This is a genomic window from Arenicella sp. 4NH20-0111 (assembly GCF_040366405.1).
In the GTDB taxonomy this organism is placed as follows: domain Bacteria; phylum Pseudomonadota; class Gammaproteobacteria; order Arenicellales; family Arenicellaceae; genus Arenicella.
This window is the reverse complement of record NZ_BAABWF010000012.1, coordinates 85,629-109,470: the sequence shown is the minus strand read 5'-3', so window position 1 is coordinate 109,470 and position 23,842 is coordinate 85,629. Positions and strand designations below refer to the sequence as shown.

Here is a 23,842-nt window from a genome sequence, read left to right as displayed (position 1 = left end):
GCATAGTCTCTTGTTATGTATTTTAAAGATTTTGATTAACGTATTCATAGATCTGGTCATTAATACAAAGCTTTTCAATTATAAAGTGATAAATAGAAGGAGCGCCTTCTTTTAAATACGCAGTTATTTCGGTATTTGGGTCATCGTTATACAAAACATATATATCTTCTTTTTTAGGTAAAATCACAACTTCAGCGTCGAACCCATCTTCACCAATGCATATGCATTCAGAATGAAGTTCTGAATGTTTGATACTGCTGCTTGAAATTACTAGCTCCGAGCAAACAAAATCTGATAAGGCATAGGTTTCAAAAAAGTGACTTAAGTGCTCAGGGAGCAAGTCTTTAACGCCTTCGAAGTTATCATTACTATGATTTCCTATCCAGAAGTCTTCGCTGAATTTTTCGTTTAACTCTATAAATAGACTTTTAGCTCTACTCAGCTGCAATTTATGAATTTCAGACGTAGTAAATTCATAAAGTTCTTCTAACCTTTTTCTTTCCTTGCGACGCTCGATAAACCATCTGAACATATTAAATTAGCGATCTAAACTTATATACATAACGCCTTTGCAAGGGGCGCGTTGAAAACGCGTCCCGCGCAGTGAGTGAAACGAACGAAGTGTACTTGGCAAACTTGTTATGTTTGTATGTTTTCATGCGCAGATTGTCTCTCCTTAAATTTTTCGTGTGTTCCCTTTAGGTATTTTATTACCTCATCTATTGCTCGTGACTCATCTGTGAAAGAATAATTAAAGTCACCTGGCCCAGGTCCTGGAACGTAATCGTGCACTATTACCGACCATCCACTTTCACTGTTTGAGAATATTATTGGTGATGGACCGTCAGTAATTAGTTCATTTCCGTTTTCGTCAGTAAAATGAGCCTCATAACCCCTAAGCGAATTACCTACTATTCCTCTTTCTCTGAATACAAAGTATCCATTTGGCATTACATGATTAGGCCCGAAAAAAGGGTCGGAAGATATGATGAACCCTTCGCTTCGAATTTTTGTGATTGATTCATTTCTAAGACGTGCCGTTGGTTCCTCATATAAGCTTTCAGCTAAATTGTCTAACATGGCTTTACGCCTCTGTTTTTTATTCTTAGACATTGATCATCTCTTCGACATAACGCCCGCCACAGGGGCGCGTAACTTGTTGCGCGTCCAGCGAACGTAGTGAGCTTTTCTGTTGGCGCTTGTTATGTATCTGTTTACTCATCTGAATTCAAAGTTCATAGCTTCGTACACTATATACCCAAGGAATAACAGAATCAGAATCGTTGTGATAGTCAGTAACCATTTTTTTCTAAATTTAATCTGCTTTTCTTCTTCATCATTCTGGTTCCAACCTATGATTAGCATACCAATTCCGAAAAATGCTATCAAAGGTGACATTATTGCAACGGCAAAAAAACCACCAAATGAATCAATTAATAAAAAGAGAGCACACAGTACGATACACAGACCAAAGGCGATGGTAAAAAAACGTGAAACTGACAGATCTATGCCACGCATACATAACGCCCACCAAACGGGCGCGGTTTACCGCGTCCGAGCCAAAGGCGTAAGTTTTGGTTCTTGTTAGTTTTCTTTTGCATAAGAGTCTGCTGTTTCCCAAAAACCACCATTTTCATCTTCGATTTCAGTTGCCATTTCATTCTCTTCTTTTAGAAGTGGAATGGCGTCATCGCCATTTAACTTATAAAACAATTCAAAGGAATCCTCTCTTATAGATTGAGATCTCGGATATTCAGGACCGAAGAATTTCATCGCTTTTGAAAGTACTACTGCACATTTAGGTAAACCTAATTTTTCAAACGCCCAAACAGCTTCTGGGGCTAAAATACCTGTTGGGTTAGAAAAAAATTGACCAAGCCCGCCATTCATTATTTCTGATTGTGTCCAATGGCTTGCAAATAGCACTTTCTGTTTTTCATTAAGTTTTGAAAATTGATCTATAAAATCTTCAGCAGAACCGTAAATACTTACGTCATCCCAGATAGGCTCAATAATATTCCAGTATTCATCTGCCATGATCTATTCCGTAAAACTAACAGCGTATTAGTGTGCATGCGCGTTTACGCGCTAAGTTGGTTTTCATGAATCTACCGTAAGTTTTTGATTTTGAATCATATTTCAAGAAATTTTCCTTTTTGCTTGGAATTAAAATGAGCATGCTCATTTTCACTCTAGATTGAGCACACTAACATTCTCGTGGGTTTTTATAAAGCGCTGTTTTTAATGAATTATTTGCTTTGTGAATGGACAAAAGTGCGCAAACGAGATTGGTAAAGTTAACTCTGCACCGCAGATTCTGCGAAAGCACTGTATAAACGGGCAGTGTTTGGCATTGCAAAAGAGCGTGTTCTATTTGCTTTAGGAGGGGCCGATTTTGGGGTTGCTGGAACTTGTTCGGCTGTTAGGTAGCAGCGCTGTTTTTTGCAAAGCACACGAGGTGGTCAGCGTCGATTCTTAGACTTATGCTGTCTCCAATTTCATAGTCATCGTGACTTGGAACTAAGCTTAATAAGGCTGTGTCATGATGGGTGATGACGGTGTACAGGGTTTGTGCACCTTTAAATGCCTTACGTGTTATTACACCTGAAACGTTTCCATCGGGGTCGTGGACCACATCGTCGGGTCTGATTAACAGCTCTACCTGTTTGCCGACTAAGTTGCGGTTTGATACTTGGCCTTGAATTTCCCCTAGCGCGGTAATGGCGGTAGTTTCATTCTCTATATTCCCGTTGATAAACACGCCGTCACCAATAAAACTCGCAACAAACCGGCTTTGAGGTGTGTGGTATAGCTCGAACGGGCTTCCCCATTGTTCCAGTTGCCCATCTAAAATGACGCCAACTTGGTCGCCTAATGCAAACGCGTCGTGTTGATCATGGGTAACCATTATGGCTGTAATTCCCGTCTCCTTTAGCATTTGCCTCACTTCGTAGCCTAAGCTTTCACGCAGAGAGGTATCTAGGTTTGAAAACGGTTCGTCCATTAACAATAGCGTTGGTTCTGGAGCGAGTGCACGGGCTAATGCAATGCGTTGACTTTGCCCGCCGGAAATTTCATGAGGGTAGCTGTCGTGGTATTCGCGCATGCCAACCAATTCCAACATCTTTTCTATTTGCTTAGTTCGTTCAGCACGATTTAACTTGTCTAAGCCAAAGCCAATATTGTCGCTTAAACTAAGATGAGGAAAAAGCGCATGATCTTGGAATACCATGCCTACTCCTCGGTTCTCCGGTGCCACGCTGACACGAGTGCTGGAAAGGGTTTCACCGGCTAACGTTATTGTCCCGCCAGTGATGTTTTGAAAGCCACTAATGGCTCGTAAAATGGTAGTCTTGCCGCAACCGCTCGGTCCCAACAAACATCCTAACTCGCCTTCCAGTAGGTCAAAGGACACGTCATTGACGACGTTTTCTTTAGAGTCGTAGGCGGCGCTTACGTTTTCTATTGATAAGTATGGAGACTGCATCGCTGCAGTTTATGCAAGTAAATGCTCAAGTAAAGCTTTTTGTGCATGCAAGCGGTTTTCCGCTTCTTGAAAGACCACGCTTTGTTTTCCTTCAATGACTTGATTGCTAACTTCCATGCCTCGATAAGCTGGAAGGCAATGCATAAAAAGAGCGTCCTTATCAGCTAAGGCCATCAAGTCAGAGTCTACGCAAAAGCCTGAAAATGCGGCCGACCGAGAGTCTTTTTCATTTTCCTGTCCCATACTCGCCCATGTGTCTGTTACCACCACGTCAGCGCCTGTTACGGCGGTTCTAGCACAGTCAAACAAGTGAACATTGCTTTGGTTACAATCCACTAGTGTTTGATTGGGTCGGTAGTCGACTGGTGTGGCGACATTGAGCGTGAAGTCAAAGATGCGAGCCGCATTCATAAATGAATTACAGACGTTATTGCCATCACCTACCCACGCTATGGTTGCTCCTTGAATTGCTCCGCGAAGTTCCACAAACGTTTGGATATCCGCTAACAATTGGCATGGGTGGAAATCGTCGGTGAGCCCATTAATGACTGGAACGCTGGAGAAATCAGCGAAGGTGGTTAGCTTCTGATGTTCATCGGTTCGGATCATCACCCCATCCACCATGCTCGAGATCACTCTGGCCGTATCTTCCAATGGCTCGCCGCGACCGATTTGTGTGTCGTTGGGGCTTAAGTTAAGCGTGCCGCCGCCCAATTGCCGCATACCCACTTCAAATGAAACACGCGTACGAGTTGACGATTTGCTAAAGATCATCGCTAAGGACTTATTTTTAAGCGGTTCGTAAATGGCGCCGCTTTTGGTTAGTGCCTTAAGCTCTATGGCGCGCTCAATTAGGTTGCTGAGCGTGCTTTGGGGTAAGTCGTCTAAGGTGATGAAGTGCTGTATGGTCATGGCATAATTGGTACGAACGAGATTATACGTGTTCAATTACCGAGTAAATTGTTTCGGTAATTGTCTTAATTTGTTTTTCTGTGGTTACCACACTAGGTAGGAGTCTGATGACTTTGCCTGCGCCGGTAATATTAACGACCAGACCGTGATCCAAGAAAGTCTGAGCAAGTCCTGGATAGGCCTTGTCTAGCTCGATACCGAGCATTAGACCGCGCCCACGTATGTCAATGACCTTGTCCAGAGTTCCAAGATTTTGTTGCAGCTGCTTCTTTAATTGCTGGCCTAATTCTTTCGATTTTTCTAACAGCTGCTCGCTCTCAATAACGTCAATGACGCTAAGAGCAACTTGACTGGAAAACGGATTACCGCCAAATGTAGTGCCATGGACTCCCGGTGATATTAAATCAGCCGCTTTGCCTCGAGCCGCGCATGCGCCAATCGGGATTCCGTTACCTAATGCTTTGGCGCTGGTTAACACATCCGGTTTTACGTCTGATGCTTGATGAGCAAACCAGTCGCCGGTGCGGCCCATGCCAGTTTGAATTTCGTCTAGGATCATGAGCCAGTTGTTGGCATCACAAATTTCTCGTACGCCAGATAAGTAGTCTGGGTCAGGAACAATAACACCGCCCTCACCTTGAATGGGTTCCAGCATCACGGCGACGACGTTGGCGTTGTCTTGTAGCGCTTTGAGTGCATCGAGATCGTTAAAATCTACGTGGATAAAATCACTCAAAAGTGGTTCGAAACCACTTTTGATGGCTTCATTACCGGTCGCTGATAGCGTGGCCATGGTTCGCCCGTGAAAACTGTTGTTCATGGTAATAACCACAGGCTGCTCAACGTTTTTTGTTCGCGCGTATAAACGAGAAATTTTGATGGCGGCTTCGTTCGCCTCTGCGCCAGAGTTTCCAAAAAAAACTTTGTCCATGGACGCGATTCGGCAAAACTCTTCTCCCAGTTTCGCTTGCGCTGAAATGTGGAAGAGGTTACTGGTGTGCAACAGAGTGTTTGCTTGCAACGATATGGTCTGACTGATTGTCGGATGACAATGCCCAAGAAAGGTAACCGCAATGCCTCCTAAGGCGTCAATATACTGCTTGCCGTTGGCATCCCACAGCAGTGCGCCTTCGCCGCGCACAAAGCTTACGGGAAGCCGCGCGTACGCATTCATCAATGCAGGTTCTGGATATTGGTCTCCTTGCTTTCTTCGGAAACGGCCAAATAGTTTTTTTAACATAGTCGTAAATTTGTTCTTAATTCTCATAAACGCGGTTTACGCGAGAGTGAGGTATTAGCTCGTACTGATTTAAAGAGCCGAATTGGAGAATAAAAAATAGGCGCCCTGGAGCGCCTATTTTTAATCGATTCTTAGTATGGCTTAAGTTTAACTGTATTTGGCGCAGATTTTCAATTTACTTTCTGCAATATTATTCATAAAAATTACAATTTACAAAATAAAATTCATTATGAGTCGAAATAATAGAACTAAATATCGCGTATTTTTTAAGAAAAACTGCTTCTTAATGAACGTTTAAGGTCGTTAAACCCTTATTTTTAGGGCTTTTAAAGTGAAAAATGATGAATGTCGTCGCTTAGTATTGACCTTTATTGTTTAAAACAAGACACTACGCGCAATTATTTTTATTAAAAGTTAAGCGTTTTCTGTATGTCAGATATTAAAAAAGTAGTGTTAGCCTATTCAGGTGGTCTCGATACTTCAATTATTTTGAAGTGGTTGCAAGAGGAGTATGACTGTGAGGTTGTGACTTTTACCGCCGATATCGGCCAAGGCGAAGAGGTCGAGCCGGCAAGGGCTAAAGCTCAAGCAATGGGTGTTAAGAGTATATACATCGATGATTTGCGTGAGGAATTTGCGCGCGATTACGTCTACCCGATGATGAGAGCCAACGCGATCTATGAAGGCGAGTACCGATTGGGTACGTCCATTGCACGGCCACTTATTGCTAAGCGTCTGATAGAAATTGCCAATGAAACCGGTGCCGATGCCATATCGCATGGGGCAACCGGCAAAGGAAATGACCAAGTGCGTTTTGAACTGGGTGCTTATGCGTTGAGGCCAGACATTAAAATCATTGCGCCTTGGCGGGAGTGGGATTTGAACTCACGCGAAAAGCTAATGGCCTACGCGGCAGAGCATCAAATAGAAGTTGAAAAAAAGAAAGACGGCAAGTCTCAATATTCGATGGACGCAAACCTTCTTCACATATCTTACGAAGGCGGTATTTTAGAAGACCCTTGGGCTGAAGCTGAAGAAGACATGTGGCGTTGGTCAGTGTCTCCCGAGGAAGCGCCAGATCAAGCCCAGTACGTAGAAATTGAGTACAGTAAAGGTGATATCGTGGCCATTGACGGTGAGGCGATGTCTCCAGCCACGGTTATGGAATGGCTCAATAAAGTAGGTGGCGCTCACGGTATTGGTCGCGATGATATTGTTGAGAATAGATACGTTGGTATGAAGTCCAGAGGGTGCTATGAAACACCAGCGGGTACTATCATGCTTCGGGCCCACCGCGCGATGGAATCGCTGACATTAGACAGAGAAGTTGCGCACCTTAAAGATGAGTTAATGCCGAAATACGCGTCTTTGATTTATAACGGGTACTGGTGGAGTCCTGAGCGAGAGATGATGCAGCGGATGATTGACGAATCTCAAGAGTATGTGAATGGAACTGTGCGAGTAAAACTGTACAAAGGAAATGTTGAAATCGCTGGCAGAAAATCTGAGGCAGACTCGTTATTCGACGAGCGCATTGCTACGTTTGAAGACGATGAGGGTGCGTACAACCAAGCCGACGCAGAAGGGTTTATTAAGTTAAACGCGCTGCGTTTGCGCATAGGGTCTAAGCGTATTAAATAGCGATGAGCCCTCGGTATTATCGCTCGATCGGTGTAATTAAATATGGCTGACGAAAAATCAGTCGCGGTCATCGTTCCCTTTTTGAACGAAATGCAAGCGCTTCCGAGTTTAGTGGAAGCGCTTTTGCGTTTGGGGCCGCAACAAATTATTTTCGTTGACGGCGGTAGTGATGACGGCGGAAAGGAGTGGCTGTCAACGCAGAGCTCGGCTCGTGTAAAAGTGGTTTCTTGCGCAGCTGGGCGAGCACAACAAATGAACTATGGGGCAGGGCTAGCCACGGCTGAAATACTGGTGTTTCTGCACGCGGATACTCGGCTTCCTGAGCAAGCCATGACGGAGGTTCAAAAAGGAGTATGGGGCCGCTTTGATATTCGTTTTTCAGATAACCATAGTCCCAAACGTCTTTCGTTGGCTGTGGTTCAGCGTATGATTAATCTGCGTTCTCGGCTAAGCAACGTTGCGACTGGCGATCAGGCGATGTTTGTGCGCCGTTGTTTGTTCGAAAAGGTCAATGGATTTGACAATATTCCTTTAATGGAAGATGTGCAATTGAGCAAAACGCTAAAACAATTACATGCCCCCTATTGCTCTTCATGTAAGGTTTTGACCAGTGCTCGTCGTTGGAAAACTGGGGGGGTGTGGCGCACCATTGTTTTGATGTGGTTTCTTAGATTCGCTTACTTGATCGGCGTGTCTCCTGAAAGGCTAAGTCGATTGTATCGCTAGAGCCAAGAAATAGATTCTGTTGGATTTTTTAGTTGGGTTTTTGTGACGGACAAGGAACGTCTGTAATGAACTGTAATTCCGTAAATTATGAAAAAGTGTTAATTATTTTACAGTTGTAGTAAAAACTGCTCCAATAAGCGGTTAAGAAGTCTAATCATCACACCAAATACCCTGAGGGATTTTTATGTTGAACGGAACACGATTTCTGTTTGTAGGCGCAATGTTGTGTCTAACGGGCTGCTTTTCAGCAGCAGATCATCAACCAGTTGTAGATTCGATCGATGTTGTTCCGGTCGTTGGAGAGGCTCCTGAGCGAATTAAGGTTGAGCAAGGCTGGGATGACAAAACCCGAGGTAAATTCTGGTTCACCAGTCAAGGTTCGCGGATTATTCCCTACAGCTGGTTTACTTGGTTAGAGCAAGCTGACAGCTCTGAGTTATTTCGTTCTGTGCAGCACATGGAAATGTTGCGATATTTGCCCGTCGACTCATCTGCAAAAAACCCTTCCGGGTTGCCAATTGGCTTCGTTGCAGCGCACGATAAAAAAACCAACGAGCCATGGGTTGGCATGACGTGTGCGGCCTGTCATACAAATCAGATTGATTATCAGGGCAAGAAGCTTTTGATCGATGGTGCACCGACGTTGGCGAATTTTGTCTTATTCTACAGTCGGCTAGTTGATGCCTTGAATGAAACCAACATGAATGACGCGAAGTTCAATCGCTTTGCAAAAAACGTCTTGGGCGATGGTTATACCAAAGTTGCCGCTGAGAACTTGCGCGAAACTCTGACTTCGGTAACGGTGGCGGCGGCGCAAAGGCAAGAAGTGAACTCCCTGCCTGAAAGTTTCCCTAAAGACTTTACCAGCTACGCTCGTTTAGATGCGTTTGGTAATATACAAAACGCCGGCACCGCGTTTGCACTGCATGATCTAGCAAATAGAAATACTCCCAGCGGTCCAGTTTCTTACCCGTTTCTGTGGGGAACCCACCAGTCTGACGTCGTTCAATGGAATGCCTCCGCGCCAAACGTACCGAGAATCATCGGGCCATTGGCGAGAAACGTTGGCGAAGTGGTTGGCGTGTTTGGTGACCTCAGCATTGATAAGGCACCTTGGTGGAAGCGACTTTTGGGCCTGAAGGTATCTTATTCATCGAATGTGGATATAGAAGGGTTAGGACGACTTGAGGCGATGGTGAAAACCTTGCGTTCACCGGAATGGCCAGCATCTCATTTTCCGCCAATTGATGCGATCAAAGCAGCGCAAGGTGCTGAGTTATTTGCGAGCGATTGCGCGAGCTGCCATCAAGTGATTGCCAGAGAAGATGAAGGGAAGAATTACAAAGCCAATAGGACACCAGTTGACGAAATTGGAACGGACCCTGTGACCGCAAAGAACGCTGACTTAAGATGCGCTGAGTCCTTGATTTTAGAAGGAACCAAAAAGGCCATTTTGATTGGTGATCGATTTGCCGCTGAAACATCAGCCATTAGCATTCCAGTGAACGGCGCTGTTGGTGTGATCTTAAATCATCCACGTGAATCTCTGGAAGCAGGGTTGAGACCAATCCGAGCGAAGAGTTCCTCCACTAAGTCTGCGGGTGATGTCGCCACTGAGAGTTCTAGCTCACCCGAAGACGAGGAGGCCGCATTAGATCGAGATGCGGACAATCATCCGAGGTCCATTAAAGAAGAAGTTACGCAGCACCTCGAAGCGAGGCTGGCGATAAGCTCAGGCAAAGATAGTTCGAGCGCAGAAAAAACGACGGCAACCTGTGGTGACCCAGACGCGGAACTAGTTTACAAAGGCCGACCATTGAACGGCATTTGGGCAACAGCGCCTTACCTTCACAACGGATCAGTACCAAATCTTTGGGAGTTGATGCAAGAGGGCGACAAGAGAGTAGATTCTTTTTGGGTAGGCAGTCGAAATTTTGATCCAGTCAACGTTGGATTTGACACCACGCAGGGACTCAATGAGTTCCAGGTTAAAGACTCTGAGAATAGGATCCAACCTGGGAATTCTAATCGAGGCCATGAATTTGGGACTCAATGGAGTGACGATCAAAAATGGGCCGTAATCGAATATATGAAGACGCTTTAACAGATCATTGATACGTGGCTACATTAGTACGGCGAGCCCTTTTTCCTAGCTCGGATTTGAGGGTTTAGCTTTAACACTTTAATGGAGGCTTAATGCCCCAGTTGCAAAAAATATGAACAGTGTGAACTTGATTATCTGGCTTATAAAATGACTGATATAGACGGTTTTTCTATTTCAAAAGGTGGGGCGGTTAGTCTACAGCCTGAATTTATTGCTTTAATGGCCAACGCGGCCATTGCGGCGTATACCGACTTTGAAAAACCAAGCAAAGACGGCCATGCCCCAGAGTCATTAGCGTTTGGCTCGACATCGTTTGATTATCTGCATCGGTTTACTGGTCTCGATACAGTACCTTGGGGAAGCGAGAAAGAGGAACGCTTCGGGTTGGTGTATCGCTGGAGTGAATCGGAAGGCGTTTTATTGATTGCATTTAGAGGGACCTCCTCGCCTTACGATATGTGGGAAGATTTAGAGTCTGCCGAAGCGTGCAATTTTAAGCCGTTCAGCGAGAACGTAAATTTTCCAAAGCGCGTGTGTGTCGGCGAAGGGTTTAATCATATTTACACCAAAGAAGACTCTGCGATGAAAGTTTCGATGCAGAAACAGCTGTTCGCGCTCATTGATGATCAGGCCGAATCGGTTAAGCACATTATTGTGACGGGGCACAGTTTGGGCTGTGCTCTTTGCACCCAGTTTGCTTTTGATTTGGCGGTGAGTCGACCGAACATTAAGGTCACTAACGTAAATTTTGCGAGTCCAAGGGTCGGTACTAACGGGTTCGCGGAGGCCTATAATAGTCAGTACGACTTGTTAAGTCGCACGGTAAGAATTCGTAACCATTACGATGTTGTTCCTAAGGTGCCATTTAAATCTTGGCCGTTTGACTTTCAACATGTGGGGAATCAATTTCTGGTGTCATTCGGCACTAAAAGCTTCGCACATTTACCGCAGACGATCGTTGAAGCTTGGCACTCAATGAGCAACTATCAATTGGTCATAAATAGGGCGACCGCCAATTCGCCTCAAACGTGGGTCGGTGACTTTAATGATCAGGCCGATTTGGCGGTGCTGATGGAGAGTTTGGATCCAACCACACACCGACTGGATTGGAAAAAAGGCGTTCTGAAAAAAATTTTGGAGTCAACTAAATCCAAGCTCTAAATCACAGTCATTAAACTTGTTTGATGTGATCGAGCGCTGACTTTCGTTTGAGAAAACGAGGTTAGTTGACGTTTATTGGTTGGTTGATATTGGAGCACACGTCTTTGACATTTCATGTAGACTGAAGTTCAAAGATCGCTATATAAAAAATCTGAGAGGTTAGGAATGAGGCTTCGAAATTTTGTTGTAATGTTGGTTGCAAGCTTAGCGTTGTCGAGCGCTAGTGGTAAGAGTAACGGTGTTGGCATAGAGGACGGAACCCCGATAGCCGGTGCAGATAAAAGCCTCATAAACTTGGACCAAGGTTGGAGCCAAGAAATGCAAGCGGGGTACTGGTACGGAGGAGATGGTTCCCTCATTGTGCCTTACGACTGGTTCTTAGTACTTGAACAGGCCAGCAGCGATGAATTGTTTCGCTCGGCAGAGAACATCGAGCGTTTACGATACACCTCGATACCTAAGTCGAAGTGGAATCCTAATGGTATGCCAGCGGGGTTCGCTAAGAATATTGACAATACCGATGGCAGTGAGTGGATGGCTTTGAGTTGCGGTGGATGCCATTCTACTAAGATTTCGTATGAAGGAACCTCAATGGTGATTAATGGGGCCGCCACGATGGGCGACTTTCAAACCATGATGAAGGAGCTCGAAGAGGCCTTGCTAGCCACGCTTAACAACGAAGAGAAATTCACCCGATTTGCTCAAAACATTTTGGGCCAAGATCACTCATCGGAAGAAAGCCAAGAACTGAGAGCCGAATTAAAGTCTCAATCTGAACGGCAAGTCAGTTTTAACCACACTAATAGAACTCCATCAAAGTTTGGTTATGGGCGTGTTGATGCGTTTGCGTATGCCTACAACAACATTGGGGTTAACTTTCTTGGTATCCCGGAAAATCATATTGATGGCGTAGCGCCCGCGAATTACAATTTTATTTGGGGTACCGCGCAATCGGATGTGCTTCAGTGGAATGGCATGGCGCCCAACACACCACCCATTGCGCCTATATTCAGAGTGCTTGGTGATGTTTGGGGTGGCGGCGGAAAGGCGTATTTAAAGAAGAAAAAATGGTACCAAGTGCGCGGCTATAAATCTTCGGCTGACTTTAAAGGATTAGGCGACATGCTGGCTTGGGTGAAAGTGTTAAAATCGCCTAAGTGGCCCGAGTTCGTGCTGCCGAAAATTGATGCTGTTAAGGCCGCCAAGGGAAGTAGCTTGTACGATGAAAATTGCGCTCAATGCCATCAGGTGATGTTGACGCGAGAAGAGCAAATGAAACCCTATAATGCGGTAATGGTTCCGCAAACCGAGGTTGGTACCGATAGGGCAGAGCTGGTGTTAATTCAGGAATCAGTTCAGAAAACGGGCATTTTGGAAGGAACCAAAATGTATTACATCGCCGGCGAAAAACTGGGCCCAACAACGCCAGCTAAGAACCTACTAAATGTAACCAGTATTGGGGCAATGGTGCGTCACCCTATTCAAACTATTAGACAAGGTTTACGAGATTTTACCGGCACCAAAGGTCGGCTTGTTAAGGATACTTATCAGTATAAAGCCAGACCACTCAACGGGATTTGGTCAACAGCACCCTATTTGCATAATGGGTCTGTTCCAAATTTATACCAATTATTGCTACCGAGTGCGCAACGTGACTCTGTTTTCTATACCGGCGATCGCGAATTTGACCCTGTTGTTGTAGGGCAGGTCAGCGCCGAAAAGGAAGGGCTATTTAAGTTCGATACCAGTCTCTATGGCAATAGTAATTCGGGGCATGAGTACGGCACCCAACTGAGTGAAGCACAGCGATATGAGCTGATAGAGTTTTTAAAAACGCTGTGAGGCATCAACGAGTGTCATGATCAAGAATCAAGCTGCTTAATAATCTTACCGTCAGCAGAAAGAGTCACGGAGCTGACGTGTAGAGTTTATAATCGCATTGTATAGGCCTAACTCATTTCTAACTAGAATCGACCTTAGCTATGGGAAACAAACTTGACACTCAATCTCAATCACTGACCAGCACTCTGAAAGTCGGCTCGGTTAGTGTTGATCTTAATCGGAACCTGCTCACTGGATCTGATAAGGAGGTTCGACTTGAGCCCAGAGTAGTTGAAATTTTAGCGCAGTTGATGGACGCCTCAGGGCAAGTGGTGTTGCGCGAGAGTATGTTGGACGAACATGGGTCTGATGAAGGCATCACGCGCGCTATCTCTATTCTTCGTAAGTCATTTAAACAGGTTGGCGAAGACATAAAATACATCGAAACGATCCCTAAAAAGGGGTATCGACTGATTGCCCCAGTCAGTGGTGATACTAAACAACGTGATGGTGCAACCTCAACTGAGTCCTCCAAAGATATCATTTCAATTGCCGTTTTGGCGTTTGTTGATATGAGCGAAAACCAAGATCAAGGTTATTTATCCGACGGCGTTTCAGAAGAGATCATTAACGCGCTGGTTCAGCTCCCGTTTCTTCGGGTCTCCGGCCGAACTTCCTCATTTTCTTTTAGAGGTGAAAATACCAAAGTTCAAGAGATCGCTAAGGCACTTAACGTCAGTTATGTATTAGAAGGGTCAGTGCGTAAATATGGTGATCGGCTGAGAATTACAGCTCAACTTATTGAGGCTTCTGAGGATGATCATGTATGGTCTGAGAACTTCGACGCTGGCTTAAACGACATCTTTGAGTTGCAAGAAGTGATCGCGTGCGCGGTTGAGAAAAAGTTAAGAACGTTGTTTAGCGTTGAGCCCTCTCGTGCCGAAGAGGGTGCGCGTTTGACGGAGTCGATCACCAAAAATAAGGAAGCCTACGAACATTTTTTACGAGGTCGTCATCTAATGTACGAACTCAGCGGTCAACGGACTATTCCGCGTGCTGTTGCTGCGTTTGAGAAGGCAATTGAGGAAGACCCTGCGTTTACTAAAGCCTGGGCGAATCTAGCAATAGCAAACTTCACGCTTCCAGAATATTCAACCACCTCGCACTGGCGAGATCATATAGAAAAAGCGAAAGAACAAGCAATGCATGCGTTGCAGTTGGACCCCAATGTGGCTTGGGCTCAGCGTGCAAAAGCAGGCATTCTTTCGTACGAACTTCAGCTTGATCTCGCGGTTGAAGCGTATGAAAAGGCGTACGAATTGGAGCCTAATAATCCTGAGCTGATGTTTGTTCGCGGCTATATTTTAGCGGCGATTGGCTTGCATGCTCAGGCCGATGAGTTGATGCGAAATGCACTGGATCGAGAGCCACTTATTGGGTCTTGGTATGCTGCTTTTGGTACTGTTCAGTTTTCAATGGGGCGGCTGGATCAGGCGGAATCTTTGTTTAGGCAATCATTTGAGTGTAATTTCGGTTACGGCGCTATTTTGTATTCTCAGTTGTTGTCTCATCTAGGTAGAGAAGATGAAGCGATTGAGTTTATGACGGATAATTTTGATGAATTAGGAGCGGTAACACGGGCTCAGTTGAAGTCACCATTTGTTCGAAAGCTCACTTATTCGGCTTTTTTTAGAAACTCGCGTACAGCTAGAGTAATCATGGACGGTATTTTAACCAAGCGGATGAACGACCCAAAGTATCAGCCGGCTCTGGGTACGATTATTGGTTTTATTATGATTGGGCGTCCGGAGAAATTCTTCCAACACGTGCTGACTAAGCCAAACCCCTATGTCGGCTTTTCTCTGAGCCGGATTTGGGAGCCAACCAAAGAAGCCATCGGTGTGAGAACCCACAAAGACTTCCCTAAGTTTGCCGAATCCATTGGCTTGGTCAGAGCATGGCAGAAGTATGGGTGGCCTGAAACGGTGCAGCCTTTCAAAGGAACCGATGGCTCAAATCACCAGTTTGAATGTAAGTAGGCGAAAGTCAGAATAAATATTAGCTAAAAGTAGCTCCACATCATTGATTTAAAAAGGATTTTTGTTTCATCATAAAACCATCATGTTATTTCTATGTTCTCCTCAGGATCATTTTACGTTGTTGTGAGAATCTTAACTCAGCCAATAAAGGCTTAGCGGTTAAAGGCAATAAGTTTGGAGCCTGATATACCGTGCAACATTTAAGTAGCATTGTTAGAGAGGGCATTATGTTAGAAATTCTAAGTGGCATGGTTGAAGAACTCATGAATGAAGACCTAACGCTGGACGAACTCAAAAGTCTTGCAAAGGATATCTCTGATCATAATGAACTGTTTCAGGCGTTACAAAATAACCCGAATATTGATTTGGAATGCATAGAAGTTGTCGGAGACAGAGCTGAGTATCGCTATTAATCTCTGGGGCTTAATAGCGTTACTTTAGACAAGAAGAGCGTGACTGCGCTGGGCAAATACAGTGAAGTGAGCGCTTTAATCGTCGGTAGTTAGGGTAGTTAGGGTCGTTAGGAATCGAAGTTGGTCAGGGTAAAGAGGTCTAAGTAGTAGGGTCTGGGTTAGTTCAAGGAAGAGTTCGGTAGGGTATCGGAGTGAAGGCGGACAGTTGGGAGAGAGGAGTTTAGTTAGCGTTAAACCTCTCGATCAGTCCGGTGGTAACCATCTTTGGGTGGGTGGATCTCTGATTGCGCCCTCTTGTGTTGGCAAGAGGGCGTTGCCGTTTTATTGGCTCTTAGAACGTCGTTCAAATTATTTCCTGCCTATCGATCTTTGTTATAGTACCGACACAAAAAACCAACCTGCTCATCGATCATGAAATTTTCACCCCTCATCTTTGTGCCGTTCTTTTCGTTTGCTTTAGCTGCGTGCGACAACGGTAATCTGACTGCGAATTCACCGACAAAAGCAACCGAGCAAGTAGAGTCTAAGAGCAAGATTCCGTCAGTCGACAATGTCAAATCCACGGCTCCAATCAATAACCCCAGGTTCGATATATATTCAGAGGTTGAATTGTCGGTGGATCTAGGAGAGTTGAGCGAAGATCAAAAGAAGATGGTGAGCTTACTGATAGACGCAGGGAAAATCACAGATGAATTATTTTGGCAGCAAGTTTGGGGCGATAAGGAAGCCTTATTACGTAGCATAGACGACCCTAAAGCAAGACAGTTCGCGCTTTACAATTATGGCCCTTGGGATCGCTTAGACGGAGACAAGCCGTTCATCGCAGAGTTTGGGGCCAGACCCGAAGGCGCGCAATACTACCCTCGTGATATGTCAAAGGAAGAGTTTGCCGCTTGGTCAATGAAAGGGAAGGACGGGCTTTACTCTTTGGTCAAAAGGGACTCGCAGGGCGAGTTAATACTCCAGCCATATCGAGAGGCCTATGCAGAGCAGCTGGGTGAAATCGCTAAGTTGTTAAGACAGGCTTCTGCGTTAGCGGAAGATAAAGGCTTTGCTGAGTACTTGAATTTGAGAGCGGATGCTCTCTTATCAGGCGAATACCAAGCGTCGGATATGGCTTGGATGGACATGAAAGACAATTTGATAGAAGTCGTTATTGGCCCTATCGAGACCTACCAGGATGCTCTTTATGGCTATCGAGCTGCGTTTGAAACATTTGTATTGTTAAAGGATCAGGCTTGGAGTAAGAGGTTGGCTAAGTTTGCTCAGTACATGCCGGATTTGCAAAAAGGCTTGCCGGTTTCCCAAAAATATAAGGATGAAATGCCGGGTTCTGATGCAGATCTAAACGCCTACGATATGTTGTATTGCGCGGGAGACTGTAACTCTGGTGCGAAAACGATTGCCATTAATTTGCCCAACGACGAGCAAGTCCAGCTTGCCAAAGGCACTCGTAGGCTCCAGCTAAAAAATGCCATGCGAGCTAAGTTCGATCGTATTTTACTGCCGATTTCAGAGCAACTCATAGACGTAGAGCAGCGCGAAAACATAACCTTTGATGCCTTTTTTGCAAACACCATGTTTCATGAAGTGGCACACGGTCTGGGAATCAAAAACACACTAGATGGTCAGGGTACGGTGCGCCAGGCTCTCAAGGAGCATGCGTCGGCTCTTGAAGAAGGGAAGGCCGATATCTTAGGTTTATACATGATTCAGGAGTTACGTGCTAAAGGGGAGATCGAAGAAGGCGAATTGATGGATAATTACGTGACGTTTCTTGCCGGCATTTTCAGGTCTGTTCGTTTTGGTGCCAGCAGTGCGCATGGGCGAGCGAACATGATTAGATTCAATTACTTTAGTCAAGAGGGCGCGTTTGCTCGTAACTCGAATACAGGAACCTATAGCATTGACGTTCCAAAATTTGAAAAAGCAATACGTGACCTCAGCCAAAAGATACTGGTTTTACAAGGCGATGGAAATTACCAAACGGTAGATCAGTTTGTAGCCGACTTAGGCGGGATGAGTGATCAGCTGAAATCAGACTTAGATCTTTTGGTGGCAAAAAATATACCTGTCGACATCGTCTATAAGCAGGGCAAGGATGTTTTGGGGCTCGATAGTCAGGCAGTAGCGCCGTCGAAATAGATAGCGCACGGTTGTGTTGAAGTGGCTAGACCTACTCCACTATTACTATTTGCCAAGGCGCCGATCCCTGGGCGTGTAAAGACACGGTTACAGACTGATTGCAGTGCTGAGCAGGCAGCAGAAATAGCCCATTTGTTGCTTGAGGCATCGTTGCATCAGGCCTGCTCACATTGGCCCGGAGAAGTCTTGGTGAGTACTTGGCTGGATATCGATCACCCTGTGTTACTGAGGCTTTGTGAGCGCTTTGGCGTTAAGTTGGTGGAGCAGTGCAATGGGTCTTTAGGGGACAAGATGCAAGACGCATTCGAATCGTACGGATTGCCGATGGCAATTATGGGCTGCGACGCACCGCACGTAACGCAAGCAACGTTAATCAGTATGCATAAGTTGCTCCAGCAAGGTAAATCGGCGATCGCGCCAAGTTTAGACGGAGGTTACTATCTAATAGGGTTGAGCGAAATGCTGCCTTCTATCTTTTGTGATATGCCATGGGGAACATCGGAGGTTCTTAGTCTTACACGAGAGCGTGCTATTCAGGCGGGTTTCGAGCTTAAGGAGCTTGCCACTCTTCAAGATATTGATGAGTGGCAAGACTTGGTGTCAGAATTGCATTTGCTGCCAACAATACAACGCTACCTAAAGAGGCAGAACCTTTTAGGGGCTGGTTAAGCGCTATTTTTCTGCAAAGCATTTATTAGTTTAAGCGGGAACAAACTTGATGGCCACGCCGTTATTGCAATACCTAAGCCCCGTTGGAGCAGGGCCGTCTTTGAACACATGACCTTGGTGGCCACCACACCGAGCACAATGATATTCAGTGCGAGGCATGATTAATTTGAAATCTCTTTTGGTGTCAACGTGGCCATCTATCGTGTCGAAGAAACTCGGCCAACCTGTGCCGCTGTCAAATTTTTGAGATTGCGTGAATAACGCAAGGCCACAGCCTGAACATACAAATTCGCCTTCTCGATTTTCGTCGTTGAGTGGGCTTGAGAATGGACGTTCAGTGCCTTCTTTGCGCAACACATGAAAGGCGGCTTCATCTAATCTGGCTTGCCACTCATCTTTGCTTAGGTTCCATTTTTCTATTGTTTGTGGGTGAGCTTCTGTTTGCAGATCGGTAGAGTTCATAGGATTAGTTTTTAATGTGTTGGCGTCGGCGCTTTCGTCGTCAACGTGATTATGTGCTCTGAGCCAGCTGGCAGCACCGAGCATGGTAGCCGCTGATGCAAAAATTAGAGTTCTGCGATTCATGGTGAAGCCCCCTTCGTATTTTGTTAGTTTAACAAAGTTGTTGTGATCGTGTGTGTGACTCTTTAGACCTGACTTTTGCGCGACTAATTGCTATTGATTAAGTTTGTTTAATTGAAACGAAGCGTTAATTTGTACGAATAGTAATTTATTTTTCTACACTGTTGCGTTAATGTCGAGGCGGTTGTGTCGTTTAAACAGCCGGAATCTGTGGGTGAGGTTAAAATAATTTCCTTTCCCGTCCGCTAAACCATGGGAGACATTTGATGAGTAAACGTGAAGAATTGATTGCCAAGTATGCCGGTGATTTGGAAACTAAGTGTGAAGAAAAAGTAGATAAAAAATTACTGACCGCTGTCACTATAGGCTGCGGCCCATCAATTTATAATAAGGACGCTGCGACTGTTTCAGCCGGAGATCCTAAGGAACTGGACCGCGTTAAGAAGAATTTTTTGATCAAAAAGCTAGGATTGAAAGACGGCCCTAAACTGGATGAAGGCATTCAAGCCGTTATTGAGAAATATGGGCGTTCAAATCGCAACAAATATCGTGCTGTTGTTTATTATTTGTTGGTAAAGCATTTTCGTAAAGCTTCTTTATATAAGTAATGATTACTTAAAGACTTTTAAAAGGCCGCAACTAGCGGCCTTTTTTACGCTCGCTTAGTCACGCCAAAATGTAGTGGTGAACAAAACTAACAGGGTAAATAGCTCGAGCCTACCAAGTAGCATAGCAAAGGAAAGAATCCATTTTGCGCTGTCATTAATTTGAGCGTAATTGTCAGCCACCAACCCCAGTCCAGGACCTAAGTTATTCAGACATGCCGCCGCGGCTGAAAACGCAGTAACCCAATCAAGACCAACCAGACACAATGCAAATCCGGTCATAGCAAAGCTCAACATATACATTGAAAAGAAGGCCATGACGGTGTTAATGACTTTTTCGCTAATAACTTGGCCACCCGTCTTGATCGACAACACGGCATTAGGATGCACTAATCTGACAATTTCTTTTCGACCTTGTTTGTACATTAACTGAATGCGCATGACTTTCATTCCGCCTGCTGTCGACCCAGCACAGCCGCCCATAAAGCTAAATAAGATCAGCATGACTGGGAGGGCTCCTGGCCACCAAGCAAAACCGCCGGCCGTGTAACCCGTTGTGGTCATGATCGACACCATGTGGAAAAGCCCTGAGCGAACTGCGTCTAGGTTGTTCGCGAATACATTTTGAGAAATTAGTAACAGAATCAGTACGACGGTCGCGACGCAGGCGATTAGGAGGAAGAATCGGTATTCACTGTCTTTAAAGTACGGAGCCACAGTTCGGTTGCGCCATGCTAAGAAATGCAGTGAAAAATTAGCGGACGCTATCAGCATGAAAATGATCGCAATTGATTCAATTAACGGGCTATTAAAATACCCCAGACTTGCGTCGTGTGTTGAAAATCCGCCGATGGCAACCGTGGAAAACGCGTGGCCGATCGAGTCGAATAAGGTCATCCCGGCAGCCCAATACGCAAGTAAGCAAGACACCGTTAAACCGAGATATATATACCAAAGCGCTTTGGCGCTCTCGGTTATTCTAGGAGTCAACTTAGAGTCTTTCATCGGGCCGGGAGTCTCGGCCCGATAGAGCTGCATACCCCCGATGCCGAGCATGGGCATAATTGCAACGGCTAAGACAACGATTCCCATGCCGCCAAGCCACTGTAGTTGCTGACGGTAGTACAGAGTCGATTGTGGAAGTTGATCCAGATTAACCAGAATGGTTCCGCCCGTCGTGGTTAAGCCAGACATAGACTCAAAGAAAGCATCAGTAATGCTTAAGCTATGCTGGTCGGCAAATATGAACGGTAGGGCTCCAAATGTGGCTAGTACGGTCCAGAAGAGAACCACGACCAAAAAGCCGTCTCGGTAACGTAAATCTTTTTTGAGCTTACGATTGGGCGCCCATAGAAGAAGACCTGTTAAAAGTGTCACGGAGAAGGAAATGACGTAGGGCATTGAATTGCCATCGTCGTAGATGATTGAAACTAGTAATGGCGTTAGGTGCGTTACGCTGAATATTCCCAGCAATACGCCTAGTATTTTTGCGACTGTTTGGTAGTGCATGGGTTAAATGAAAGTCACACCGACTTGGAAAAGGGTCTCGACGTCCGTGATGCACGATTTATTGTCCATGAAAATAATAACGTGATCTTCAGGTTCGATAACGGTGTCCACGTTGGGGATGATGACTTCACCAAGGCGCACAATCGCTCCAACACCAGTGCCAGGAGGAAACGGTATTTCACGCACGCCTCGACCAATCACTTTTGATGTGCTGGCATCTCCATGAGCGATGGCTTCAATGGCTTCAGCCTTGCCTCGACGTAGTGAGTGTACTGCGACCACGTCTCCTCTTCGGATGTGGGCGAGTACGCTTCCGATGGTCGCCACTCGGGGTGATACAATGACATTGATGTCTCTGTGATCCAAATGATCAACGAAGGCAGGGCGGTTTACCAGCGCCATGACACGCTTGGCTCCTAACCGTTTCGCAAGGTTAGCGGATAGAATATTGATTTCATCTTTTTCGGTGACGGCGCAAAATACATCGGCATTCTCGATGTTTTCTTGCAGTAAGAGGCTAGCGTCAGCGGCATCTCCGTTCAGAACGACGGTACTACTGACCATGTCCGCAATGGCTTCTGCGCGTTTGACGTCGAATTCGATGAGTTTGACGCTGTAGCCTTTTCTTTCAAGCTCGCGTGCAAGGTTTAGTCCAATGTTGCCACCGCCGGCGATGAATATTCGTTTTATCTTATTGGTTTTCCCCCTCATCTCCTGCATTACAGCTTGAATGTGTTGACGGGCTGCAACAAAGAAAACCTCATCACCTGTCTGAATTTCTGTTTCGGATTTAGGCGTGATTATCTCGCCATCTCGATAGATTGCTGCCACCCGTGTCTCTATTCCAGGCATGTGGGACTTTAAATCACTTAAAGGACAGTCGATCAGAGCACCACCCAATACGGCTTTCACTCCGACCAGTTGGACGAGCCCGTCAGCGAAGTCCAAGACCTGAAGAGCGCCAGGGAACTCGATCAGTCTTGCGATGTGATCTCTGACAATTACTTCGGGTGAAATGACAACATCGACATGGAATCCAGATTCGTTTGAAAATAATTCATCATTGTTTAAGTATTCTTTAGACCTCAAACGAGCAATTTTTGTGGGCGTGGAAAAGAATGCCTCAGCGATCTGGCAAGCAACCAAGTTGACTTCGTCATTATTGGTGACCGCAAGAATTAACGAAGCATCCTCAGCCCCGGCGGCTCGTAATACAGACGGGTGTGCCGCGTTGCCTGCGACTGTGCGAATATCGAGTCTGTTCTGGAGTTGTTGTAACGCTCGCTTATCAACATCAACAATCGTGACGTCATTCTCTTCACCCACCAGCACTTCGGCAATGGATATGCCAACTTGACTAGCACCTAAAATAAGAATTTTCATCAGCTTTTAGCGTCTTTTGCATTAATGTTTAGGTTTTTCAGCTTTCGATACAAGTGTGTTCGCTCTAAGCCAATTTTTTTCGCCAAGGCACTTACGTTTCCATCGACTTTACCTAGGTGGTACGACAAATAGGCTTTTTCAAAACTTTCTTTTGCGGAACGCATATCGTGGTCAAAATAATCAGGCATTTCATTACTCACGCCTTCGGGCTTAATATTCGCGTCGCCGCCCAGAGCGCTTTCGACCTGAGCTACATCAATCACTTTGCCCATATTCAGAATGATGAGTCGCTGGACAATATTTTGCAGCTGACGCACATTCCCTGGCCAATGAAAGTCGGTTAACCACTGCAGAGCGGCGACGGTGATGTCCGGCGCAGGCGCGTTTGTTTTTTGGGCGACACCCTCGATAAACATAGCAATTAGTTCTGGTAAATCTTGTTTACGTTGTCTTAGTGGTGGGACGTCTATTGGGATAACGTTTAAATGGTAATACAGATCTTCTCGGAACAAGCCTTCACTCACCGCGTTCTGAGGGTTGCCACTGGTCGTGACAATAACTCTGACATCCAGTTCTACATACTGGGTGCCGCCAACCCGCAAAAACTGACGTTCTTGCAGGGCGCTGTAGAGCTTGTTTTGTGTTTCGAGCGTTAGGTCTAGGACCTCATTGATAAACAATGTTCCGCCCTTTGCCGCTTCAAATCGCCCGAGCACAACATTACCACCGTGCTCGCTGCCGAAAAGTGCCTGAGCTACATTTTCTGCTGGCATGGCGGCCAAATTCAATTCGACGAATGCATTTTCAGCTCGAGGACTATTTTCGTGAACTTTCTTGGCGACCAAATGTTTTCCAGTTCCTGATTCGCCGGTGATGAAGACCCAGCTATCAGTCGGACCAAGCAATTGAATATGCCGCATGAGTTCTCGGCTAGCATCGCTGTTGGCGATCATGGGGTCGTCGCTCTTCAAGCGAGATTTCAGTTTTTGATTTTCTCTACGTAAGGACGCATTCTCAAGGCCACGCTCAACGCTTAGCAGAAGTTTTCCCGTTGATAGAGGCTTCTCCAAAAAATCATAGGCTCCTAAGCGCACCGCTTCGACGGCATTCTCTACGGTCCCGTGGCCCGAAATCATCACGACGGGTGTGTTCTGGAGTTGTTCGGTCTCAACCCAATGCTTTAGTACGCTCATGCCATCCTCTCCTGGCATCCATATATCCAGCATAACCAAATGAGGTTGATCTTCCTTAAACCTGATGCGAGCTTGTTCTGCATTCTCAGCTACGCTGACAGAGTAACCTTCGTCTTGCAGGATATCCTGCAAGATATTTCGTATGTCTGGCTCGTCGTCGACGACTAATATGTGCGCGCTGGTATTTGGCATTATCTATTTGGCCTGATTGC

Annotated in this window: 21 protein-coding genes; 10 read left to right on the top strand and 11 right to left on the bottom strand. The window is 45.6% G+C overall.

Going from position 1 to position 23,842, the window contains the following annotated elements:
* Positions 1-22: 22 nt before the first annotated feature.
* The 7 genes from ABWW54_RS18470 to ABWW54_RS18440 form a co-directional block, all read right to left on the bottom strand.
* Positions 23-532 (bottom strand): hypothetical protein, encoded by a 510-nt coding sequence (locus ABWW54_RS18470; RefSeq protein WP_353414479.1) that lies wholly within the window; start codon positions 530-532, stop codon positions 23-25.
* 107 nt (positions 533-639) lie between these two features.
* Positions 640-1,113: a hypothetical protein gene (locus tag ABWW54_RS18465; RefSeq protein WP_353414478.1), complete on the bottom strand. Its 474-nt coding sequence runs from the start codon at positions 1,111-1,113 to the stop codon at positions 640-642.
* Positions 1,114-1,218: 105 nt separating this feature from the next.
* Positions 1,219-1,518, bottom strand: a complete 300-nt coding sequence (locus tag ABWW54_RS18460) for a hypothetical protein (RefSeq protein WP_353414477.1) — start codon at positions 1,516-1,518, stop codon at positions 1,219-1,221.
* A gap of 66 nt (positions 1,519-1,584) precedes the next feature.
* A complete protein-coding gene (locus tag ABWW54_RS18455) occupies positions 1,585-2,037 on the bottom strand; it encodes a DMP19 family protein (protein WP_353414475.1) in 453 nt (150 codons plus the stop codon).
* A 385-nt stretch (positions 2,038-2,422) separates the two neighbouring features.
* On the bottom strand, positions 2,423-3,487 hold the full coding sequence (locus ABWW54_RS18450) for an ABC transporter ATP-binding protein (RefSeq protein ID WP_353414473.1): 1,065 nt from the start codon (positions 3,485-3,487) through the stop codon (positions 2,423-2,425).
* A gap of 9 nt (positions 3,488-3,496) precedes the next feature.
* Positions 3,497-4,399, bottom strand: a complete 903-nt coding sequence (argF, locus tag ABWW54_RS18445) for an ornithine carbamoyltransferase (RefSeq protein WP_353414471.1) — start codon at positions 4,397-4,399, stop codon at positions 3,497-3,499.
* Between the two features lie 22 nt (positions 4,400-4,421).
* A complete protein-coding gene (locus tag ABWW54_RS18440) occupies positions 4,422-5,573 on the bottom strand; it encodes an aspartate aminotransferase family protein (protein ID WP_353414486.1) in 1,152 nt (383 codons plus the stop codon).
* Positions 5,574-6,068: 495 nt separating this feature from the next.
* Between ABWW54_RS18440 and ABWW54_RS18435 the strand changes: the two genes are divergently transcribed.
* The 9 genes from ABWW54_RS18435 (at position 6,069) to ABWW54_RS18395 (ending at position 18,358) form a co-directional block, all read left to right on the top strand.
* Complete coding sequence (locus ABWW54_RS18435; RefSeq protein ID WP_353414470.1) at positions 6,069-7,280, top strand: argininosuccinate synthase; 1,212 nt, start codon at positions 6,069-6,071, stop codon at positions 7,278-7,280.
* Between the two features lie 42 nt (positions 7,281-7,322).
* Complete coding sequence (locus ABWW54_RS18430) at positions 7,323-8,006, top strand: TIGR04283 family arsenosugar biosynthesis glycosyltransferase (RefSeq protein WP_353414468.1); 684 nt, start codon at positions 7,323-7,325, stop codon at positions 8,004-8,006.
* Between the two features lie 184 nt (positions 8,007-8,190).
* A complete protein-coding gene (locus ABWW54_RS18425) occupies positions 8,191-10,110 on the top strand; it encodes a di-heme-cytochrome C peroxidase (protein WP_353414466.1) in 1,920 nt (639 codons plus the stop codon).
* Between the two features lie 147 nt (positions 10,111-10,257).
* On the top strand, positions 10,258-11,271 hold the full coding sequence (locus ABWW54_RS18420; protein WP_353414464.1) for a lipase family protein: 1,014 nt from the start codon (positions 10,258-10,260) through the stop codon (positions 11,269-11,271).
* Between the two features lie 165 nt (positions 11,272-11,436).
* On the top strand, positions 11,437-13,113 hold the full coding sequence (locus ABWW54_RS18415) for a di-heme-cytochrome C peroxidase (RefSeq protein ID WP_353414462.1): 1,677 nt from the start codon (positions 11,437-11,439) through the stop codon (positions 13,111-13,113).
* A 140-nt stretch (positions 13,114-13,253) separates the two neighbouring features.
* Positions 13,254-15,131 carry a winged helix-turn-helix domain-containing tetratricopeptide repeat protein gene (locus tag ABWW54_RS18410; protein ID WP_353414460.1) on the top strand — a complete coding sequence of 626 codons (1,878 nt, stop codon included), beginning with the start codon at positions 13,254-13,256 and terminating at the stop codon, positions 15,129-15,131.
* A 227-nt stretch (positions 15,132-15,358) separates the two neighbouring features.
* Positions 15,359-15,544, top strand: a complete 186-nt coding sequence (locus tag ABWW54_RS18405; protein ID WP_353414458.1) for a hypothetical protein — start codon at positions 15,359-15,361, stop codon at positions 15,542-15,544.
* 411 nt (positions 15,545-15,955) lie between these two features.
* Entirely contained in the window at positions 15,956-17,689 is a 1,734-nt protein-coding gene (locus ABWW54_RS18400) for a dipeptidyl-peptidase 3 family protein (RefSeq protein WP_353414456.1), read from the top strand.
* A gap of 21 nt (positions 17,690-17,710) precedes the next feature.
* Positions 17,711-18,358: a TIGR04282 family arsenosugar biosynthesis glycosyltransferase gene (locus ABWW54_RS18395; protein WP_353414454.1), complete on the top strand. Its 648-nt coding sequence runs from the start codon at positions 17,711-17,713 to the stop codon at positions 18,356-18,358.
* Positions 18,359-18,388: 30 nt separating this feature from the next.
* On the opposite strand, the gene msrB is transcribed toward ABWW54_RS18395, so the two are convergent.
* Complete coding sequence (gene msrB, locus ABWW54_RS18390) at positions 18,389-18,820, bottom strand: peptide-methionine (R)-S-oxide reductase MsrB (protein WP_353414484.1); 432 nt, start codon at positions 18,818-18,820, stop codon at positions 18,389-18,391.
* 386 nt (positions 18,821-19,206) lie between these two features.
* Between msrB and ABWW54_RS18385 the strand changes: the two genes are divergently transcribed.
* Complete coding sequence (locus tag ABWW54_RS18385) at positions 19,207-19,548, top strand: DUF2853 family protein (RefSeq protein WP_353414452.1); 342 nt, start codon at positions 19,207-19,209, stop codon at positions 19,546-19,548.
* Positions 19,549-19,602: 54 nt separating this feature from the next.
* On the opposite strand, the gene ABWW54_RS18380 is transcribed toward ABWW54_RS18385, so the two are convergent.
* Genes ABWW54_RS18380 through ABWW54_RS18370 form a run of 3 tightly spaced genes read right to left on the bottom strand, consistent with a single transcriptional unit; the run spans position 19,603 to position 23,822 of the window.
* Positions 19,603-21,054 (bottom strand): TrkH family potassium uptake protein, encoded by a 1,452-nt coding sequence (locus tag ABWW54_RS18380; protein ID WP_353414450.1) that lies wholly within the window; start codon positions 21,052-21,054, stop codon positions 19,603-19,605.
* Between the two features lie 3 nt (positions 21,055-21,057).
* Positions 21,058-22,437 (bottom strand): Trk system potassium transporter TrkA, encoded by a 1,380-nt coding sequence (gene trkA, locus ABWW54_RS18375; RefSeq protein ID WP_353414448.1) that lies wholly within the window; start codon positions 22,435-22,437, stop codon positions 21,058-21,060.
* Entirely contained in the window at positions 22,437-23,822 is a 1,386-nt protein-coding gene (locus ABWW54_RS18370; RefSeq protein ID WP_353414446.1) for a sigma-54-dependent transcriptional regulator, read from the bottom strand. The genes trkA and ABWW54_RS18370 overlap by 1 nt, the downstream gene beginning before the upstream one ends.
* Positions 23,823-23,842 lie beyond the last annotated feature (20 nt).

What these genes read in the sequence shown, in the direction of transcription:
- ABWW54_RS18470 (WP_353414479.1), bottom strand. Translation starts at nt 532, where the DNA reads ATGTTCAGATGGTTTATCGAGCGTCGCAAGGAAAGAAAAAGGTTAGAA.
- ABWW54_RS18455 (WP_353414475.1), bottom strand. Translation starts at nt 2,037, where the DNA reads ATGGCAGATGAATACTGGAATATTATTGAGCCTATCTGGGATGACGTA.
- ABWW54_RS18465 (WP_353414478.1), bottom strand. Translation starts at nt 1,113, where the DNA reads ATGTCTAAGAATAAAAAACAGAGGCGTAAAGCCATGTTAGACAATTTA.
- ABWW54_RS18430 (WP_353414468.1), top strand. Translation starts at nt 7,323, where the DNA reads ATGGCTGACGAAAAATCAGTCGCGGTCATCGTTCCCTTTTTGAACGAA.
- ABWW54_RS18380 (WP_353414450.1), bottom strand. Translation starts at nt 21,054, where the DNA reads ATGCACTACCAAACAGTCGCAAAAATACTAGGCGTATTGCTGGGAATA.
- ABWW54_RS18405 (WP_353414458.1), top strand. Translation starts at nt 15,359, where the DNA reads ATGTTAGAAATTCTAAGTGGCATGGTTGAAGAACTCATGAATGAAGAC.
- ABWW54_RS18410 (WP_353414460.1), top strand. Translation starts at nt 13,254, where the DNA reads ATGGGAAACAAACTTGACACTCAATCTCAATCACTGACCAGCACTCTG.
- ABWW54_RS18415 (WP_353414462.1), top strand. Translation starts at nt 11,437, where the DNA reads ATGAGGCTTCGAAATTTTGTTGTAATGTTGGTTGCAAGCTTAGCGTTG.
- msrB (WP_353414484.1), bottom strand. Translation starts at nt 18,820, where the DNA reads ATGAACTCTACCGATCTGCAAACAGAAGCTCACCCACAAACAATAGAA.
- ABWW54_RS18385 (WP_353414452.1), top strand. Translation starts at nt 19,207, where the DNA reads ATGAGTAAACGTGAAGAATTGATTGCCAAGTATGCCGGTGATTTGGAA.
- ABWW54_RS18370 (WP_353414446.1), bottom strand. Translation starts at nt 23,822, where the DNA reads ATGCCAAATACCAGCGCGCACATATTAGTCGTCGACGACGAGCCAGAC.
- ABWW54_RS18400 (WP_353414456.1), top strand. Translation starts at nt 15,956, where the DNA reads ATGAAATTTTCACCCCTCATCTTTGTGCCGTTCTTTTCGTTTGCTTTA.
- ABWW54_RS18460 (WP_353414477.1), bottom strand. Translation starts at nt 1,518, where the DNA reads ATGCGTGGCATAGATCTGTCAGTTTCACGTTTTTTTACCATCGCCTTT.
- ABWW54_RS18440 (WP_353414486.1), bottom strand. Translation starts at nt 5,573, where the DNA reads ATGAATGCGTACGCGCGGCTTCCCGTAAGCTTTGTGCGCGGCGAAGGC.
- ABWW54_RS18450 (WP_353414473.1), bottom strand. Translation starts at nt 3,487, where the DNA reads ATGCAGTCTCCATACTTATCAATAGAAAACGTAAGCGCCGCCTACGAC.
- ABWW54_RS18425 (WP_353414466.1), top strand. Translation starts at nt 8,191, where the DNA reads ATGTTGAACGGAACACGATTTCTGTTTGTAGGCGCAATGTTGTGTCTA.
- trkA (WP_353414448.1), bottom strand. Translation starts at nt 22,437, where the DNA reads ATGAAAATTCTTATTTTAGGTGCTAGTCAAGTTGGCATATCCATTGCC.
- ABWW54_RS18420 (WP_353414464.1), top strand. Translation starts at nt 10,258, where the DNA reads ATGACTGATATAGACGGTTTTTCTATTTCAAAAGGTGGGGCGGTTAGT.
- argF (WP_353414471.1), bottom strand. Translation starts at nt 4,399, where the DNA reads ATGACCATACAGCACTTCATCACCTTAGACGACTTACCCCAAAGCACG.
- ABWW54_RS18435 (WP_353414470.1), top strand. Translation starts at nt 6,069, where the DNA reads ATGTCAGATATTAAAAAAGTAGTGTTAGCCTATTCAGGTGGTCTCGAT.